The organism is Streptomyces sp. NPDC001903, assembly GCF_042891345.1.
GTDB lineage: Bacteria > Actinomycetota > Actinomycetes > Streptomycetales > Streptomycetaceae > Streptomyces.
In genome coordinates, this window is record NZ_JBIASZ010000001.1 from 173,617 (window position 1) to 192,485 (window position 18,869).

Annotated in this window: 16 protein-coding genes; all 16 read left to right on the forward strand. The window is 68.3% G+C overall.

Translation table 11 applies throughout. From position 1 onward, the window contains the following. Positions 1–136: 136 nt before the first annotated feature. The 16 genes from typA to ACFYZS_RS00875 all read left to right on the forward strand — a co-directional run bounded on the left by typA (position 137) and on the right by ACFYZS_RS00875 (position 18,548). Positions 137–2,041 carry a translational GTPase TypA gene (typA, locus tag ACFYZS_RS00800; RefSeq protein WP_099889655.1) on the forward strand — a complete coding sequence of 635 codons (1,905 nt, stop codon included), beginning with the start codon at positions 137–139 and terminating at the stop codon, positions 2,039–2,041. A gap of 429 nt (positions 2,042–2,470) precedes the next feature. Then, a complete protein-coding gene (locus ACFYZS_RS00805; RefSeq protein WP_389005423.1) occupies positions 2,471–4,108 on the forward strand; it encodes an ABC transporter substrate-binding protein in 1,638 nt (545 codons plus the stop codon). Between the two features lie 174 nt (positions 4,109–4,282). Further along, entirely contained in the window at positions 4,283–5,215 is a 933-nt protein-coding gene (locus ACFYZS_RS00810; RefSeq protein ID WP_389006259.1) for an ABC transporter permease, read from the forward strand. Next, complete coding sequence (locus ACFYZS_RS00815) at positions 5,208–6,155, forward strand: ABC transporter permease (RefSeq protein WP_389005425.1); 948 nt, start codon at positions 5,208–5,210, stop codon at positions 6,153–6,155. Before ACFYZS_RS00810 ends, ACFYZS_RS00815 begins: the two co-directional genes overlap by 8 nt. A 20-nt stretch (positions 6,156–6,175) precedes the next feature. Next, a complete protein-coding gene (locus ACFYZS_RS00820) occupies positions 6,176–7,222 on the forward strand; it encodes an ABC transporter ATP-binding protein (RefSeq protein WP_389006261.1) in 1,047 nt (348 codons plus the stop codon). Beyond that, positions 7,215–8,267: an ABC transporter ATP-binding protein gene (locus ACFYZS_RS00825; RefSeq protein WP_389005427.1), complete on the forward strand. Its 1,053-nt coding sequence runs from the start codon at positions 7,215–7,217 to the stop codon at positions 8,265–8,267. Before ACFYZS_RS00820 ends, ACFYZS_RS00825 begins: the two co-directional genes overlap by 8 nt. 96 nt (positions 8,268–8,363) lie before the next feature. Then, positions 8,364–9,983: an ABC transporter substrate-binding protein gene (locus ACFYZS_RS00830; protein ID WP_389005429.1), complete on the forward strand. Its 1,620-nt coding sequence runs from the start codon at positions 8,364–8,366 to the stop codon at positions 9,981–9,983. Positions 9,984–10,048: 65 nt separating this feature from the next. Next, complete coding sequence (locus ACFYZS_RS00835; RefSeq protein ID WP_389005431.1) at positions 10,049–11,014, forward strand: GNAT family N-acetyltransferase; 966 nt, start codon at positions 10,049–10,051, stop codon at positions 11,012–11,014. A 107-nt stretch (positions 11,015–11,121) separates the two neighbouring features. Then, a complete protein-coding gene (locus ACFYZS_RS00840; protein ID WP_389005432.1) occupies positions 11,122–12,753 on the forward strand; it encodes an ABC transporter substrate-binding protein in 1,632 nt (543 codons plus the stop codon). A 30-nt stretch (positions 12,754–12,783) separates the two neighbouring features. Further along, positions 12,784–13,707 (forward strand): ABC transporter permease, encoded by a 924-nt coding sequence (locus ACFYZS_RS00845; protein ID WP_389005433.1) that lies wholly within the window; start codon positions 12,784–12,786, stop codon positions 13,705–13,707. Then, positions 13,700–14,722 carry an ABC transporter permease gene (locus ACFYZS_RS00850; RefSeq protein WP_389005434.1) on the forward strand — a complete coding sequence of 341 codons (1,023 nt, stop codon included), beginning with the start codon at positions 13,700–13,702 and terminating at the stop codon, positions 14,720–14,722. Before ACFYZS_RS00845 ends, ACFYZS_RS00850 begins: the two co-directional genes overlap by 8 nt. 12 nt (positions 14,723–14,734) lie before the next feature. Then, the gene (locus ACFYZS_RS00855) at positions 14,735–15,709 is read left to right on the forward strand and encodes an ABC transporter ATP-binding protein (RefSeq protein ID WP_389005436.1); all 975 of its coding nucleotides are present in this window, start codon (positions 14,735–14,737) and stop codon (positions 15,707–15,709) included. Continuing rightward, entirely contained in the window at positions 15,702–16,733 is a 1,032-nt protein-coding gene (locus ACFYZS_RS00860; protein ID WP_389005438.1) for an ABC transporter ATP-binding protein, read from the forward strand. Before ACFYZS_RS00855 ends, ACFYZS_RS00860 begins: the two co-directional genes overlap by 8 nt. 311 nt (positions 16,734–17,044) lie before the next feature. After that, positions 17,045–17,239 (forward strand): hypothetical protein, encoded by a 195-nt coding sequence (locus tag ACFYZS_RS00865; RefSeq protein WP_030153401.1) that lies wholly within the window; start codon positions 17,045–17,047, stop codon positions 17,237–17,239. Positions 17,240–17,271: 32 nt separating this feature from the next. Continuing rightward, positions 17,272–18,168, forward strand: a complete 897-nt coding sequence (gene mshB, locus ACFYZS_RS00870; RefSeq protein ID WP_389005440.1) for an N-acetyl-1-D-myo-inositol-2-amino-2-deoxy-alpha-D-glucopyranoside deacetylase — start codon at positions 17,272–17,274, stop codon at positions 18,166–18,168. Continuing rightward, on the forward strand, positions 18,165–18,548 hold the full coding sequence (locus ACFYZS_RS00875) for a DUF6113 family protein (protein WP_389005442.1): 384 nt from the start codon (positions 18,165–18,167) through the stop codon (positions 18,546–18,548). The genes mshB and ACFYZS_RS00875 overlap by 4 nt, the downstream gene beginning before the upstream one ends. Positions 18,549–18,869 lie beyond the last annotated feature (321 nt).

The window sequence follows — 18,869 nt, forward strand, 5'->3', positions numbered from 1 at the left end:
TTGACAGACCCCCCGGCGGGCGGTTCCCGCCACGCGACGTACGATGGGGTAAGGCCGTGGCAGGTTTTCCGCCCGGTCGAGGCGCGCGTGCCGGACCGTACGCGCCGCCATCCACGATCCCGGGAGAAGCGCCGAAGTGCCCACGCGCCACGACATCCGTAACGTCGCCATCGTCGCCCACGTCGACCATGGCAAGACGACCATCGTCGATGCCATGCTCAAGCAGGCCGGTGCCTTCGCCGCCCACCAGCACCTCGACGACCGCATGATGGACTCGAACGACCTGGAGCGTGAGAAGGGCATCACGATCCTCGCCAAGAACACGGCGGTGAAGTACCACCCCAAGGACGGCGGGGCCCCGATCACGATCAACATCATCGACACCCCCGGCCACGCCGACTTCGGTGGCGAGGTCGAGCGCGGTCTGTCGATGGTGGACGCCGTCGTTCTGCTGGTGGACGCCTCCGAGGGTCCGCTGCCCCAGACCCGTTTCGTCCTGCGCAAGGCCCTGCAGGCGAAGATGCCGGTCATCCTCTGCATCAACAAGACGGACCGCCCGGACTCCCGGATCGACGACGTCGTCAACGAGACGTACGACCTGTTCCTGGACCTGGACGCGACCGAGGAGCAGATCGAGTTCCCGATCGTCTACGCCTGCGGCCGTGACGGCATCGCCTCGCTGACCAAGCCGGAGGACGGCACCGTCCCCGCGGACAGCGACAGCCTGGAGCCGTTCTTCTCCACCATCCTGGAGCACGTCCCCGCCCCGGTGTACGACGAGGAGGCCCCGCTCCAGGCCCACGTCACCAACCTGGACGCCGACAACTTCCTCGGCCGCATCGCGCTGCTCCGCGTCGAGCAGGGCGAGCTGCGCAAGGGCCAGACGGTCGCGTGGATCAAGCGTGACGGCACCATGTCGAACGTCCGCATCACCGAGCTGATGATGACCGAGGCGCTCACCCGCAAGCCGGCCGAGGTCGCCGGCCCCGGTGACATCTGCGCCGTCGCCGGTATCCCGGACATCATGATCGGCGAGACCCTGGCCGACCCGGAGAACCCGATCGCGCTGCCGCTGATCTCGGTCGACGAGCCGGCGATCTCCATGACCATCGGTACGAACACCTCCCCGCTGGTCGGCCGCGGCGGAACGGGCAAGGGCGCGGACGCGAAGTCCGCGGTCAAGGACCGCAAGGTCACCGCCCGCCAGGTCAAGGACCGCCTGGACCGCGAGCTCATCGGCAACGTCTCGCTCCGCGTCCTCGACACCGAGCGCCCCGACGCCTGGGAGGTCCAGGGCCGCGGTGAGCTCGCGCTCGCCATCCTGGTCGAGCAGATGCGCCGCGAGGGCTTCGAGCTGACCATCGGCAAGCCGCAGGTCGTCACCCAGGAGATCGACGGCAAGACCCACGAGCCGGTCGAGCGCATGACGATCGACGTGCCCGAGGAGCACATGGGCGCCGTCACGCAGCTCATGGGCGTCCGCAAGGGCCGCATGGACAACATGTCGAACCACGGCTCCGGCTGGGTCCGCATGGAGTTCGTCGTCCCGTCGCGCGGCCTCATCGGCTTCCGTACGGAGTTCCTGACCAACACCCGCGGTACGGGTATCGCCCACTCGATCCACGAGGGCCACGAGCCGTGGTTCGGCCAGCTGGTCACCCGCAACAACGGCTCGCTGGTCGCCGACCGCGCCGGTGCGGTCACGCCGTTCGCGATGATCAACCTGCAGGAGCGCGGCGTCCTGTTCACCGACCCCGGCACCGAGGTGTACGAGGGCATGATCGTCGGCGAGAACTCGCGCTCCGACGACATGGACGTGAACATCACCAAGGAGAAGAAGCTCACGAACATGCGTGCGGCTTCGGCGGACAACACGGAGAACGTGATCCCGCCGCGCAAGCTCTCCCTGGAGCAGTCCCTGGAGTTCTGCCGCGACGACGAGTGCGTCGAGGTGACCCCGGAGGCCGTCCGCATCCGCAAGGTCGTCCTGGACCAGAAGGAGCGCTCGCGCACCGCTTCGCGGGCCAAGTCCGCCAAGTAGCACCAAGTCGGCCCGGCCGGGCCGCCGCTGTGTCCGCAACCCCTTCACCACGGTTTCGTGGGGGAGGGGTTGTTGGCGTTTGTCAACCGGATTATTGCGTTCCAGTGTCCGCGGTGTCCGTATACCGACCGTGACACTCCGGAAGATGAACTAACAGTCCGTTTCGCACGTGTCTGTCTCCTATCCGTTTGTCCGGATTTCGGGTTTTCGGCATGAGGTGATGTTGTGAAAACGAGACCAGTTAAGTGTGGTTTACGGTCAGGTCGTCCCTGAGGATGGCTCCATTGAGCTCGGGTCAATGGGTCACACGCTGTGGGGAGCGTCGACTCACGAGCACACTCGGGGCACTGTTCAACTCGCCGTCAGGGGTGTCGGCGAAACGTCCACGTGTCCCGCACATCAAACAGTGGACTCATGAGGAGGAAACCCATGCGCGGTGCCAAGAGCGCCAAGTGGGTAGCGGGCGCGATTGTCGTCGCCCTGGCTGCGACCGCCTGCGGTGGCAACGACAAGGGCGACGCCGCCGGCAAGGGTGAGGTTGACCCGAACGGCATCTACTCCGTCGAGGTGGGCGAGCCCGAGAAGCTCCTCCAGCCGGCCGACACGATGGAGTCCAACGGCTCGATCGTCATGTCCGGGCTGTTCTCGCAGCTCGTCGACTACGACGCCGACGGCAAGCTGACCATGGTCAACGCCGAGTCGGTCGAGTCCAAGGACAGCAAGCTCTGGACCGTCAAGCTCAAGCCGGGCTGGACCTTCCACGACGGCACCAAGGTGACCGCCGACTCGTACGTCAAGGCCTGGAACTGGGCCGCGAACATCAACAACAAGCAGGGCAACGCGTCCTGGTTCGCGGACATCAAGGGCTACGAGGCGCTCCACCCCGAGGCCGAGGGCGCCAAGCCCACCGCCGAGGCGCTGGAGGGTCTGAAGGTCGTCGACGAGAACACCTTCACCATCGAGCTCGCCAACGCCGTTCCGTACTTCGCGTACAAGCTCGGCTACGAGGTCTTCTCCCCGCTGCCCGAGTCCTTCTACAAGGACCCGAAGGCCGCCGGCGAGAAGCCGGTCGGCAACGGCCCGTACAAGTTCAAGTCGTGGGAGCACAAGAAGCAGATCGAGCTCACGCGCTTCGACGAGTACAAGGGCGAGAACAAGGCGAAGAACGGTGGTGTGATTCTCAAGAACTACTCCACCCTCGAGACCGCCTACGAGGACCTGAAGTCGGGCAACGTCGACGTCCTGCGTCAGATCGGCCCGAAGGACCTCCCGGTCTACCGCAACGACCTCGGCAACCGCGCCGTGGACCAGGCGTACTCCGCGATCCAGACCCTGGCCATCGCCTTCTACGCCGACCAGTGGAAGACCCCGAAGCCGGTCGACCCGAAGGTCATCCAGGGCCTGTCGATGGCGATCGACCGTGACACCATCACCAAGACGGTGCTCCAGGGCACCCGCGAGCCGGCCACGGGCTGGGTCGCCAAGGGCGTCCTCGGCTACACGCCGAACGCCACCGGTGACGTCACCAAGTTCAACCCGGCCAAGGCCAAGGAGCTCATCACCGCCGGTGGTGGCGTTCCGAACAACGAGATCTTCATCCAGTTCAACTCGGATGGCGGTCACAAGGAATGGGTCGACGCTGTCTGCAACAGCATCACCCAGGCCACCGGCGTCAAGTGCACCGGTGACGCCAAGCCGGACTTCCAGGCCGACCTCCAGGCCCGTAAGACCAAGCAGGTCAAGTCGATCTACCGCTCCGGCTGGGTCCTCGACTACCCGGTGAACGCCAACTTCATCAGCGACCTGTTCCGCACGGGCGCGGGCGGCAACCAGGGTGGCTTCTCGAACCCCGACCTGGACGCCAAGATCGCCGCTGCCGACACGGCCGCGTCGCTCGACGAGTCGGTGAAGGCGTACCAGGCCGTGGAGAAGGACCTGGTCAACTACATGCCGTCGATCCCGCTCTGGTACTACAAGGTCAACGCGGGCTTCTCGGAGAAGGTCCAGAACGTGAAGTACGCCCAGGACGGCGACCCGATCCTCGAAGGCGTCGAGGTCAAGAAGTAAGTCCTACAGCGTAATTCCGCTCGACGGATGTGGGCCGGCGGGGAGCCGGCCCGCATCCGGGCCTAAATGCAGAGCCCGGGGGGCCCTTTCGCGACGCAGTGACGGATCCGTCACGTGCGTGCGTGGCGAAAGGGCCCGTCCGGCTGCCTCTGCCGCATCTTCTACGGAGGCATGATGGGGCGCTATGTCGCACGACGACTGCTCCAGATGATCCCGGTCTTCCTCGGTACGACCGTGCTCATCTTTCTGATGGTGTACAGCCTGCCCGGCGACCCCGTGGCCAGTCTTTTCGGCGACAAGGGCGCCGACCCCGCCACGCTCGCCGCACTGCGGCACGAGCACGGCCTCGACCTGCCCCTGTACCAGCAGTACTGGAACTACCTCTCGGGCATCCTTTTCCACTTCGACTTCGGCACCCAGATCCGAAGCGGCCGTCCGATCACCGACGTTCTCGGCGACGCCTTCCCGGTCACGCTCCAGCTGGCCCTCTTCGCGTTCGCCATCGAGATCGTGCTCGGCCTCACCCTCGGCATCGTCGCCGGTCTCAAGGCGGGCAAGCTCGCGGACAACCTCGTCCTGATCCTCACGCTGCTGATCATCTCGATGCCGGTGTTCGTGCTCGGCTTCATCGTCAAGACGGTGTTCGCCTTCCAGCTCGGCTGGATGCAGCCGAACGTGAGCAACCACCCGACGTGGGGCGAGCTCGTCGCCCCGGCCGTCGTGCTCGGATCGCTGTCGCTCGCATACGTGGCGCGCCTGACCCGCACCTCGATGGCCGAGAACCTGCGCGCCGACTACATCCGTACGGCCGTCGCCAAGGGACTTCCCAAGCGCCGCGTCATCGGCGTGCACCTGATGCGCAACTCGATGATCCCCGTCGTCACCTTCCTGGGCACCGACATCGGCGCCCTCATGGGCGGCGCCGTCGTCACCGAGTCCATCTTCAACGTCAAGGGCGTCGGCAACCTCATCTTCGACGCGATCGTCCGCCGCGAGGGCATGACCGTCGTCAGCGTCGTCACCGTTCTCGTCCTGGTGTACCTCGCCGCCAGCCTGCTCGTCGACCTCCTCTACGCGGTCCTGGACCCGAGGATCCGGTATGCCTGACATGATCAAGACCGACACCGCGACGGCCGAACAGGCCCTGGTGACCAGCGCTCCGGTGGAAGGCGCGAAGCCCGAGAAGGCGCGCAGCCTCTGGGGAGACGCCTGGGCGGACCTGCGCCGCAACCCCTACTTCATCGTCTCCTCGGTGCTGATCTTCTTCCTGCTGCTGATCTCGGTCTTCCCGGGCCTGTTCACCAGCGCCGACCCCAGCAAGGGCGACCTGGTCCACCACTTCCTGACCAAGCCGGAGCTGGGCCAGATAGGCTCGCCCGAGTGGTTCGGGTACGACGGCCAGGGACGCAGCGTCTACGCCCGCCTGATCTACGGCACCCGTGCCTCGATCATCGTCTCCGTCTCCGTGACCCTGCTGGTCACCGTCATCGGCGGCATCACCGGCATGATCGCCGGCTACTTCGGCGGCATCACCGACGCGATCATCTCCCGGATCACCGACATGTTCTTCGGTATCCCCTTCCTGCTCGGTGCCATGGTCGTGCTGCAGTCCTTCACCAAGCGCACCGTGATGACCGTCGTCTTCGCCCTCGCCTTCCTCGGCTGGACGCAGATCACCCGCGTCATGCGCGGCTCGGTCATCACCGTCAAGCAGGCGGACTACGTGCACGCGGCCAAGGCCCTGGGCGCGGGCACCGGCCGGATTCTCATCCGGCACATCCTGCCCAACGCCATGGCCCCGGTCATCGTCGTCTCGACGATCGCCCTCGGCGGCTACGTGGCGGCCGAGGCGACCCTGTCCTACCTCGGTCTGGGCCTCGCGTCCCCGGCCATCTCCTGGGGTGTGGACATCTCCGGCGGCGCCGCGCAGATCCGAGTGGCCCAGCACATCCTGCTGTACCCCTCGATCATGCTGAGCATCACCGTGCTCGCCTTCATCATGCTCGGCGAAGCGGTCCGCAACGCCCTCGACCCGAAGCTGCGCTGAGGAGGGCGTAAGTGATCACCATGGACAACACCTCCAGCGTTCCCGCCCCGCGTGACGGGAACGGCCAGGCGCCGCTCCTCGAAGTGCGCGACCTGCACGTCGAGTTCCACACCCGGGACGGCGTGGCCAAGGCCGTCAACGGCGTCAACTACAGCGTGAGCGCCGGCGAGACCCTCGCCGTCCTCGGCGAGTCCGGCTCGGGCAAGTCCGTGACGGCGCAGGCCATCATGGGCATCCTCGACATGCCCCCCGGCAAGATCCCGCAGGGCGAGATCCTCTTCCGCGGCCAGGACATGCTCAAGATGAGCTTCGAGGAGCGGCGCAAGCTGCGCGGCCGGAAGATCGCCATGATCTTCCAGGACGCCCTCTCCTCGCTGAACCCGGTCCTCTCCGTCGGCTATCAGCTCGGTGAGATGTTCCGCATCCACCAGGGCCTGTCGAAGAAGGAAGCCCGGGTCAAGGCCATCGAGCTGATGGACAAGGTCAAGATCCCCGCCGCCAAGCAGCGCGTGGACGACTACCCGCACCACTTCTCCGGCGGTATGCGCCAGCGCATCATGATCGCCATGGCGATCGCGCTGGAGCCGGACCTGATCATCGCCGACGAGCCGACCACGGCCCTCGACGTGACCGTCCAGGCCCAGGTCATGGACCTCCTCGCGGAGCTCCAGCGCGAGCTCAACATGGGTCTGATCCTGATCACCCACGACCTCGGCGTCGTCGCCGACGTCGCGGACAAGATCGCGGTCATGTACGCCGGCCGGATCGTCGAGACGGCCCCGGTGCACGAGATCTACAAGCGCCCGGCGCACCCGTACACCCGCGGTCTGCTGGACTCGATCCCGCGCCTGGACCAGAAGGGCCAGGAGCTCTTCGCGATCAAGGGCCTGCCGCCCAACCTCCTGCGGCTGCCGACCGGCTGCTCGTTCAACCCGCGCTGCACCGTTGCGCAGGACATCTGCCGTACCGACGTGCCCCTGCTCCAGGTGGTCAGCGAGCAGGACGGCTCCGAGCTGCCCGGCCGCGCCAGCGCCTGCCACTTCTGGAAGGAGCAGCTCCATGGCTGAGCTCACCAAGAACGCCCCCGAGCGCGAGCCGATCCTCCAGGTCCGCAACCTGGTCAAGCACTTCCCGCTGACCCAGGGCATCCTGTTCAAGAAGCAGGTCGGCGCGGTCAAGGCCGTCGACGGCGTCAGCTTCGACCTGTACCAGGGCGAGACGCTGGGCATCGTCGGCGAGTCCGGCTGTGGCAAGTCCACCGTCGCCAAGCTGCTGATGAACCTGGAGCGGGCCACCGCGGGCGAGGTCTTCTACAAGGGCCAGGACATCACCAAGCTGTCCGGGCGCGCGCTGAAGGCCGTCCGCCGCAACATCCAGATGGTCTTCCAGGACCCGTACACCTCGCTGAACCCGCGCATGACGGTCGGCGACATCATCGGGGAGACCTACGAGATCCACCCCGAGGTGGCTCCCAAGGGCGACCGGCGCCGCAAGGTCCAGGAGCTCCTGGACGTCGTGGGCCTGAACCCGGAGTACATCAACCGGTACCCGCACCAGTTCTCCGGCGGTCAGCGCCAGCGCATCGGCATCGCCCGCGGCCTCGCGCTCAACCCGGAGATCATCATCTGCGACGAGCCGGTCTCCGCGCTCGACGTGTCGGTGCAGGCGCAGGTCATCAACCTGATGGAGAAGCTGCAGGAGGAGTTCAACCTCTCCTACATCTTCATCGCGCACGACCTCTCGATCGTCCGGCACATCTCGGACCGCGTGGGCGTCATGTACCTGGGCAAGCTGGCCGAGATCGGCACCGACGCCCAGATCTACGACCACCCGACGCACCCGTACACGCAGGCCCTGCTGTCTGCCGTGCCGGTCCCGGACCCGGAGGCCCGCGCCCACCGCGAGCGGATCATCCTCACCGGCGACGTCCCCTCCCCGGCCAACCCGCCGTCGGGCTGCCGCTTCCGCACCCGCTGCTGGAAGGCCGAGGAGCGGTGCTCCACGGAGGAGCCGCTGCTGGCGATCCCGACGCGCTTCCAGGGCGTGAACACCCTGGCCGCGCACGAGTCGGCGTGCCACTTCGCGGAGGAGAAGGCCGTCCTGGCCATCTGATCCCGCCGGAACAATGGACGGGGCCCAGCCGATCCCGGCTGGGCCCCGTCCGTTTTCCCGCCCCATCGAAAGCGACTCCCGAGGAGGCAACCACCCATGCGCACAGCGAGCGCCCAGTGGATCGTCGGTGCCCTCGTCGTGGCGATGGCCGCCACGGCCTGCGGCGCGGACGAGGACGCGAAGGCCGGCCGGACCGGCGGCCACATCACCGTGGTCCTCGGCGAGCCGCAACACGGGCTGGTGGGGCAGGAGACCGCCGAGACCGAAGGCGCGGAAGTCCTCCACGCGCTGTTCACCGGCCTGGTCGCGTACGACACCAAGACCAACGAGCCCAAGCTGGCGATCGCCGAGTCCGTCGACACCACGGACTCGAAGACCTGGACGATCCGGATCAAGGACGGGTACACCTTCCACAACGGTGAGAAGGTCGACGCACAGTCCTTCGTCCGGGCCTGGAACTGGGGTGCCAACCAGGAGAACACCGCCGAGGCGATGGGCTTCTTCTCGAAGATCGAAGGCTCGCAGGAGCTGGCCCCGGGCAAGGGCAGGACGCCCACCGCCAAGGAGCTCAAGGGCCTGCGGGTCATCGACGACCGGACCTTCACCGTCACCCTGAAGGCGCCGTTCTCCCAGTTCAGGACGATGCTGGGGTACGACGCCTTCTACCCGCTGCCCAAGGCGTTCGAAGCCGACCCGAAGGGCTTCGGCGAAGCCCCGATCGGCAACGGCCCGTTCCGCATGGACGGCGCGTGGGAGCACCACAAGCAGATCAAGGTCAAGAAGTACGACAAGTACCCGGCCGAGGGCCGCGCCAAGCTCGACGGCGTGACCTTCAGGATCTACGACAACCTGGACACCGCCTACGGCGACCTGCACAAGAACGCCCTGCAGATCACCGACAAGCTGCCGGTCTCCGCGCTCGCCACCGTCTCCGAGGAGTTCGGCGACCGCTACATCTACAAGCCGGAAGCCTCCGTGGGCTACCTCGGCCTCCCGCTCGAGGCCAACCCCGAGGCCTTCGGCAAGGTCGGGATCCGCAAGGCGATCTCGATGGCCATCGACCGGGAGGCCATCTCCAAGAAGATCTTCCAGGGCACCCGCAAGCCCGCCGACGACTTCATCAGCCCGATCGTCCCCGGCTACCGCAGGGGCGCCCTCGGCGAGGCCGGCACGTACAACCCGACCAAGGCGAAGGCGCTCTTCCAGGAAGCCGGCGGCATACCGGGCAACACGCTGGAGATCGGCTACAACGAGGACGGCGGCCACAAGGAGTGGATCGAGGCCGTCGCCGCGCAGCTGAAGGCCAACCTCGGCATCGAGGTCACCGCGAAGCCCTTCCCGAGCGCCGCCGCGCTGACCGACGACGTGAAGTCACAGAAGTTCAAGGGCGCCTTCCGCATGGGCTGGGCCATGGACTACCCGGCGGCGGAGAACTACCTGCGCCCGGTCTTCTCGAAGGAGGCCATCGCGAACGGCTCCAACTTCGGCCGCTACGGGAACGACGAGTTCGAGGCCGTCCTCGCCGCCGCCGACCGGGCGACCGATCCGGCCGAGAGCCTGAAGCTCTACCAGCAGGCCGACGACATCGTCATCAGGGACCTCCCGTACATCCCGGTCTTCACCTACATGTCGGCGGTGGCCTACTCCAAGACCGTCAAGAACGTCGGGGTCGACGCCCAGGGCCGCATCGACCTGGCGCACGTCGAGCTCAACTGACACCCCGCCGGGGCCGCGCCGAAAGGGAGTTGCGGGCGCGCCCGCGGCGGGCGGACAGTGGGCGGGTGACCGCGACACCGTACGACCGCCGGACCCGGAGCACGCCGACCGTACGCCCCGCCGGGCCCGGGGACGCGTCCGACATCTGCGCCCTGCTCAACGCCGTCGACGTCATCGAGATCGGCAGACCGGAGACCGACCTCGCAGCCGTCGAGGCCGACCTCCACCACCCCGACACCGACCTGGCCAAGGACTCCTGGCTGGCCTTCGAGGGCGGCCGGCTCGTGGCCTACGCCCAGCTGTGGAACGACTCCGGGCCCGGCAGGATCGACTCCGACCACTACGTGCTGCCCGGCCACCGCGCGGCCGCCGTCCGGCTGCTGGAGCTGATGGAGATCCGGGCCCGCGAGCTCACCGCCGGGACGCAGGACGCCGTCATGCGGCTCCAGCTCAACGTGAAGCCGGTCCTCGACGCCGACGTGCTGCCCGGCCGCGGCTACCGGTCCGTACGCCGCTACCAGGTGATGACCCGGAGCCTGTCCCCGGCCGCCGACCCGCCGCCCGCCCCTCCCGCGGGGCTGCTCCTGCGCGACTGCGCCGCCGACGAGGCCGACCGCCGCCGGGTCCACGCCCTCGTCGAGGAGACCTTCTCCGCCCACTTCGGCCATGTGCACCGCCCGTACGAGGCGTGGCTGGACCACCTCGACGCCCGCGCCCTCGACTGGTCGCTGGTCTGGATCGCGAGCCTGCCCGGCGCCGGCGACGCGGGTGTGCTGCTCACCCGCGACGACCGCACCAGCATGGGCTGGCTCAGCCACCTCGGGGTCCGATCCGACCTGCGCGGCCGGGGCATCGGAGGCTTCCTGCTGCGCCACGGCTTCGCCGCCTACGCGGCCCGCGGCCGGGACACCGTGGGCCTCGGCGTGGACACCCGCAACGAAACCGGCGCCCTCGCGCTGTACGAGGCCCACGGCATGCGCCTGCACTACGCGGTGGACACCTGGGAGCTGAGTTTGCACTCGCGCGGGTGACAGCCGCGGGACGCGAGGGTGCAATCGGTCCAACGAGGAGTGTTCCGGCCCCCACATAGGGTGACATTGGGCCCTAAGTGAGTCTTGGGAGCCATAGGAGGCACTCCATGCGCGGAGCCACCCACGCCAAGTGGGCCGCATGTGCGGTGGCCGTCGCCCTCGCGGCGACGGCCTGCGGCGGTAGCGACAGCGGCGGAGGCGGCGGCGGTGGCGCGGGGATCGTCAGTTCCTCCTGGGGTGACCCGCAGAACCCGCTGGAGCCGGCCAACACCAACGAGGTGCAGGGCGGCAAGGTCCTCGACATGATCTTCCGCGGCCTCAAGCGGTACGACCCGAAGACCGGCGAGGCCAAGAACATGCTCGCCGAGAAGATCGAGACGACCGACAGCCAGAACTTCACCGTCACGCTGAAGGACGGCTGGAAGTTCAGCAACGACGAGCCGGTCACCGCGCAGTCCTTCGTGGACGCCTGGAACTACGGCGCGGACGTGCGCAACAAGCAGAACAACTCGCCCTTCTTCTCCGACATCGTCGGCTACGAGGACCTCCACCCCGCCTCCGGAGAGCCCAAGGCCAAGACGATGTCCGGGCTGGTCGTCAAGGATCCCAAGACCTTCACGGTGGCCCTGAAGAACAAGTTCTCCACCTGGCCCGAGACCCTCGGCTACCAGGCCTTCTCCCCGCTGCCCAAGGCCTTCTTCACCGACCACGCCGGCTGGCTGAACAAGCCGATCGGCAACGGCCCGTACACGGTGGACTCGTACACCAAGGGCACCGGCATGAAGCTGCGCACCTGGGAGGGCTATCCGGGCGAGGACAAGGCGCAGAACAGCGGCGTCGACCTCAAGGTCTACACCGACAACAACACCGCCTACACGGACCTGATCTCCGGCAACCTCGACCTCGTCGACGACGTCCCCGCGCAGCAGCTCAAGAACGTCAAGAACGACCTCGGCGACCGCTACATCAACCAGCCGGCCCTCATCATCCAGACCCTCACCTTCCCGCTGTACGACCCGCAGTGGAGCAAGGAGGGCATGGAGAACGTCCGCCGCGGCATCTCCATGGCGATCAACCGCGACGAGATCACCAAGCAGATCTTCCGCGAGACGCGCACCCCGGCCAAGGACTGGACCTCCCCGGCCCTCGGCGAGAAGGGCGGCTTCAACGCCACGCTCTGCGGCGACGCCTGCAAGTACGACCCGGCCGCGGCCAAGAAGCTCATCCAGGACGCCGGCGGGCTCCCCGGCGGCAAGGTCACCCTGACGTCCAACGTGGACACCGGCTCGCACCGCGACTGGATGGACGCCGTCTGCAACAGCATCAACAACGCGATCGGCGAGGGCCCGGTCTGCACGGTCAACCCGATCGGCACCTTCGCGGACTTCCGCAACCAGCAGAGCTCCTTCAAGCTGACCGGCCCGTTCCGCTCCGGCTGGCAGGCCGACTACCCGCTGATCCAGAACTTCCTCCAGCCGCTCTACTACACGGGCGCCTCCTCCAACTACGGGAAGTTCAGCAACCCGGAGTTCGACAAGCTCGTCGACGAGGCCAACCAGGAGAGCGACGCGGCCAAGGCCATCGGGAAGTTCCAGGACGCCGAGAAGATCCTCGCCGCGCAGATGCCCTCCATCCCGCTCTGGTACCAGAACGGCAGCGCCGGCTACGCCGAGCGGCTCTCGGACGTGGCGCTCAACCAGTTCAGCGTCCCCGTCTACAACGAGATCAAGGTCAGCTGACCCCCTGTCGGATCGATCCTGGAGCAGTCCATGGGACGTTATGTGATCCGGCGGCTGCTCCAGATGATCCCGGTGTTCATCGGCAGCACGTTCCTGATCTTCTTCATGGTGTACGCGCTCGGCGACCCGGTCGCCGCCCTCTTCGGGGACAAGGCGCCCGACCCCGCCACCGCCGCGCGCATCCGCAAGGACCTCTACCTCGACCGGCCCCTGTGGGAGCAGTACCTGCACTACATGGGCCAGATCTTCCAGGGCGACTTCGGCACGGCCTTCAACGGGCAGCCCGTCACCGAGCTGATGGCCTCGGCCTTCCCCGTCACCCTGCGCCTGACGATCGTCGCGATCTTCTTCGAGATCGTCATCGGCATCACCCTCGGCGTGGTCAGCGGCCTGCGCCGCGGCAAGTCCGTCGACACCACCGTGCTCGTGCTCACCCTCGTCGTCATCTCGGTGCCGACGTTCGTGACCGGCTACCTGCTCCAGTACCTCTTCGGCGTCAAATGGGGCTGGGTCCGGCCCACCGTCTCCCCGGACGCCCCCTTCAACGAGCTGATCCTGCCAGGCATCGTGCTCGCGCTGGTCTCCCTCGCCTACGTCACCCGGCTCTCGCGCACCTCCATCGCCGAGAACGTCAAGGCCGACTACGTGCGCACCGCCGTCGCCAAGGGCCTGCCGCGCCGCCGGGTCGTCACCCGGCACCTGCTGCGCAACTCGCTCATCCCCGTCGTCACCTTCATCGGCACCGACATCGGCGCCCTGATGGGCGGCGCGATCGTCACCGAGCGGATCTTCAACATCCACGGCGTCGGATACCAGCTCTACCAGGGCATCCTGCGCAACAACTCCCCGACGGTGGTCGGCTTCGTGACCATCCTCGTCATCGTCTTCCTGGTGGCGAACCTGCTCGTCGACCTGCTCTACGCGGTCCTGGACCCGAGGATCCGTTATGCCTGAGCCCGAGCCCGAGCCCGGCCGCCGAACCCCCGCCTACGACCCGCTCCAGCCCGGAAAGGGGGAGGCCATCGCCCCCACCGGCCAGGGCGGACCCATGGATCTCGCGCTCGACGAGGCCGAAAGCCTCGAGAAGCGTCTCGGGGACCAGCCGGGTCCCGGCCCGCAGGACAAGGCCCGCTCCCTGTGGTCCGACGCGTGGCACCAGCTGCGCCGCAACCCCGTCTTCATCATCTCCTCGCTGATGATCCTGTTCCTGGTGATCATCTCGATCTGGCCGCAGCTGATCGCCAGTGGCGATCCGCTCCAGTGCGACCTGTCCAAGTCCCAGCAGGGCTCCTCGCCCGGCCACCCCTTCGGCTACGACACCCAGGGCTGCGACGTCTACACCCGTACCGTCTACGGAGCCCGCGCCTCCATCACCGTCGGCGTCTGCGCCACCCTCGGCGCCGCCCTGCTCGGCTCGGTGCTCGGCGGGCTCGCCGGGTTCTTCGGCGGCTGGGGCGACTCGCTGCTCTCCCGGGTCGCGGACATCTTCTTCGGCATCCCCGTCGTCCTCGGCGGCCTGGTCTTCCTCTCCGTGGTCACCAGCACCACCGTCTGGCCGGTCGTCGGCTTCATCGTGCTCCTCGGCTGGCCGCAGATCGCCCGCATCGGCCGCGGCTCCGTCATCACCGCCAAGCAGAACGACTACGTCCAGGCCGCCCGGGCGCTCGGCGCCGGCAACGGCCGGATGCTGCTGCGGCACGTCGCGCCCAACGCCGTCGCGCCCGTCATCGTCGTCGCCACCATCGCGCTCGGCACGTACATCGCCCTGGAGGCCACCCTGTCCTTCCTCGGCGTCGGCCTGCGCCCGCCCACGGTCTCCTGGGGCATCGACATCTCCAACGCGGCCTCGCAGATCCGCAACGCCCCGCACATGCTGCTCTGGCCGGCGGGCGCGCTGAGCCTGACCGTGCTCGCGTTCATCATGCTCGGCGACGCGGTCCGCGACGCCCTCGACCCCAAGCTGCGCTGAGGAGTGGGCACCATGCTGCTCGAAGTCCGCGACCTCCATGTGGAGTTCCGTACGCGGGACGGAGTCGCCAAGGCCGTCAACGGCGTCAACTACTCGGTGGACGAGGGCGAGACGCTCGCCGTGCTCGGCGAGTCCGGCTCGGGCAAGTCCGTGACCGCCCAGGCCGTGATGGGCATCCTCGACGTCCCGCCCGGCCGGATCGCGGGCGGCGAGATCCTCTTCAAGGGCAAGGACCTGCTGAAGATGAAGGAGGAGGAGCGGCGGAGGATCCGCGGCGCCGAGATGGCGATGATCTTCCAGGACGCCCTGTCCTCCCTGAACCCGGTGCTCAGCGTCGGCGCCCAGCTCGGCGAGATGTACGAGGTCCACCGCGGGATGTCCCGCAAGGACGCCAAGGCCAAGGCCGTCGAGCTGATGGACCGGGTGAAGATCCCGGCGGCGCGGGAGCGCGTGGGGGACTACCCGCACCAGTTCTCGGGCGGCATGCGCCAGCGCATCATGATCGCGATGGCGCTGGCCCTGGAGCCTTCCCTGATCATCGCGGACGAGCCGACCACGGCCCTCGACGTCACGGTCCAGGCCCAGGTCATGGACCTGCTCGCCGAGCTCCGGCGCGAGCTCAACATGGGGCTCATCCTCATCACCCACGACCTCGGCGTGGTCGCCGACGTCGCCGACAAGATCGCGGTCATGTACGCGGGCAGGATCGTCGAGGCGGCCCCCGTCCACGAGATCTACGCCGCGCCCGCGCACCCGTACACCCGGGGCCTGCTCGACTCCATCCCGCGCCTCGACCAGAAGGGCCAGGAGCTGTACGCGATCAAGGGCCTGCCGCCGAACCTGCTGGCCATCCCGCCCGGCTGCGCCTTCAACCCGCGCTGCCCGATGGCCCAGGCGGTCTGCCGCACCGACGTCCCGCCGCTCGCGCAGGTGGGCCAGGGCCGCGCGAGCGCGTGCTTCTTCTGGAAGGAGTGCCTCGGTGGCTGAGACCATCCTGGAGGTCAAGGACCTGGTCAAGCACTACCCGCTGACCCAGGGCGTCCTCTTCAAGAAGCAGGTCGGCGCGGTCAAGGCGGTCGACGGGGTCTCCTTCGGCCTGGCCCGCGGGGAGACGCTGGGCATCGTCGGCGAATCCGGCTGCGGCAAGTCCACCGTGGCCAAGATGCTGGTCAACCTGGAACGCCCGACGGCCGGTGCGATCTCGTACAAGGGCGAGGACATCACCAAGCTGTCCGGCAGGGCCCTGAAGGCCGTCCGCCGCAACATCCAGATGGTCTTCCAGGACCCGTACACCTCGCTGAACCCGCGCATGACGGTCGGCGACATCATCGGGGAGCCCTACGACATCCACCCCGAGGTGGCCCCGAAGGGCGACCGGCGCCGCAAGGTCCAGGAACTGCTCGACGTGGTCGGGCTCAACCCCGAGTACATCAACCGGTACCCGCACCAGTTCTCCGGCGGCCAGCGCCAGCGCATCGGCATCGCCCGCGGCCTGGCGCTGCGGCCGGAGGTCATCGTGGCGGACGAGCCGGTCTCCGCGCTCGACGTCTCCGTCCAGGCGCAGGTGATCAACCTCCTGGAGCGGCTCCAGAACGAGTTCGACCTGTCGTACGTGTTCATCGCGCACGACCTCTCGATCGTGCGGCACATCTCCGACCGGGTCGGCGTGATGTACCTGGGCCGGGTCGTGGAGATCGGCACCGACACCCAGATCTACGACCACCCCACCCATCCGTACACCCAGGCCCTGCTGTCGGCCGTGCCCGTGCCGGACCCGCAGGCCCGCGCCCACCGCGAGCGGATCATCCTCACCGGCGACGTGCCCTCCCCGGCCAACCCGCCGTCCGGCTGCCCGTTCCGCACCCGCTGCTGGAAGGCGCAGCAGCGCTGCACGGACGAGGTCCCGCTGCTGGCCGTTCCGGAGGCCTTTCCGTCCGGCCCGGCGGCCCATCCCTCGGCCTGTCACTTCGCAGGCGAAATCCGGCCACCCCGCGCGGATTCGCTCCGTTAGGGTCACCTTTCCGCCAACGCGGTTTACGTGCAGGCAACTTGACCGTTTCTGTCCCGAGATCTGGGGCGTGCAGCCTGGGTCCCGTGCGGCCGTGCGGGTGCCGACAGCCGGCCGGGGAGGCGTACAGGCTCCCCGGCCGGCCTCCCCCGTGACCCTGCGCATGCGCGGCGTGCGCCCCCCGTGCTGCCGGAATTCGATCGATGCGCTGGTACGGATAGTTATGATCCGTAGCGCACGGTGGGTATGTACTCCGCCGAGCACTGAGTACGAGTACGCGTACCGATGTCCGCTCGACGTGGAGGTGAAACGCCGTGGCACTCTCGATCTCGGCCGTGGTGCTGCTGGCGATCGTCGTCTTCCTGCTGGTCCGCCGGTCGGGCCTGAAGGCGGGCCACGCCGCTGTCTGTGTGCTCCTCGGCTTCTATCTGGCGAGCTCGACCATCGCGCCGACCCTCAGCCAGCTGACCACGAACGTGGCCAGCATGATCAGCGGCCTCAAGCTGTAGGACGCCCGCCGCTTGATCGTAGGCTTGGCCCCATGAACGGTCTTCCCGCCCGTCGGCTGCTCCTCGTGCACGCGCACCCGGACGACGAGTCGATCAACAACGGCGTCACCATGGCCAAGTACGCGGCCGAGGGTGCCCACGTCACGCTCGTGACCTGCACCCTCGGTGAAGAGGGCGAGGTCATCCCGCCGGAGCTCGCCCACCTGGCGCCCGACCGCGACGACACCCTGGGCCCCCACCGCATCGGCGAGCTCGCCGCCGCCATGGCGGAACTCGGCGTCAGCGACCACCGGTTCCTCGGCGGCCCCGGCCGCTTCCGGGACTCCGGGATGATGGGCGCCGAGCAGAACCGCCGGCCCGGGTCCTTCTGGTCCACCGACGTGGACGAGGCCGCCGCCCACCTCGTCGAGGTCATCCGAGAGGTCCGCCCGCAGGTGCTCGTCACCTACGACCCGGACGGCGGCTACGGGCACCCCGACCACATCCAGGCCCACCGGGTCGCCATGCGCGGCGCCGAGCTGGCCGCGGAGGCCACGTACCGCCGGGACCTCGGCGACCCGTGGCGGATCGGCAAGATCTACTGGAACCGGGTGCCGCGCTCGGTGGTCGAGGAGGGCTTCGCCCGGCTGAAGGCGGCCGGCGCCAAGGCGCCCTTCCCGGGGCTGGCTTCACCGGAGGACGTGCCCGGGGTCGTCGCCGACGACCGGATCACCGCCGAGATCGGGGCCGACGGGGCGTTCGTGGCGGCCAAGGCGGCCGCGATGCGCGCCCACGCCACCCAGATCGCCGTGGACGGGCCCTTCTTCGCGCTCTCCAACGACCTCGCGCAGCCGCTGTTCGACCGCGAGTACTACGAACTGGTCGCGGGCCGCCCGGGCGCTGCGGCGGGGACGCGCGAGCACGACCTGTTCGCGGGGGTGGAGGCGTGAGCGGCTCCCTGACTCCCGGGCGGATCGCCACCCTGCTCGGCCTGTTGGCGGCGGGCCTGCTCACCGGAGCGGCCGGCTGGCTCGTCGTGGACCTCTGGTTCCCCGGCGGGCTGCTGCTGGGACTGCTGGCGCTCTTCGGGCTGTTCCTCGGCGGCCGGATCGCCGTCGGGACCGGGCTCGGCGTGGGCGCCGGGGCGCTCGGCTGGTTCCTCGCGTACGTGGTGCTCGGCGTGCCGCGCCCCGAGGGGGACTTCCTGCTCGGTTCGTCCGGAATCGGTATGTACACCTACCTTTTGGGTGGGACGGTGCTGGCTGTGATGTGCGCCACGCTCCGAGGCCCGTTCGAGGGGCCGGTTTCGGCCGCGCAGTCCGGCAAGTGACGTGCCGTTGAACTCGGTCGAGGTGTGCGTGCACGGGGGTTGGGCGGGGTCTCGCGCGCTGCTCGGAGGGGGCGCGAGGGGGTTGAAGGGGAACCCCTGATTCCTCTAGGACAGTTGCGCGCGGACGGCGGCCAGTATGGTGGTCGGGCCGCCGAGCTGCCCGCGCACGGCACGCGGGCGGCGGAGCCAACCGGGAGAACCTGCCTTGAGTCGTGAAACCGACAGTTCGTCCTCCGGGCCCCAGGGGCGCGGTGGAGCCGCTTACCCCTCGGGTACACCGCCGTACGGAACCGGCCGGAACCCGTCCTTGCCTGTGCCGCC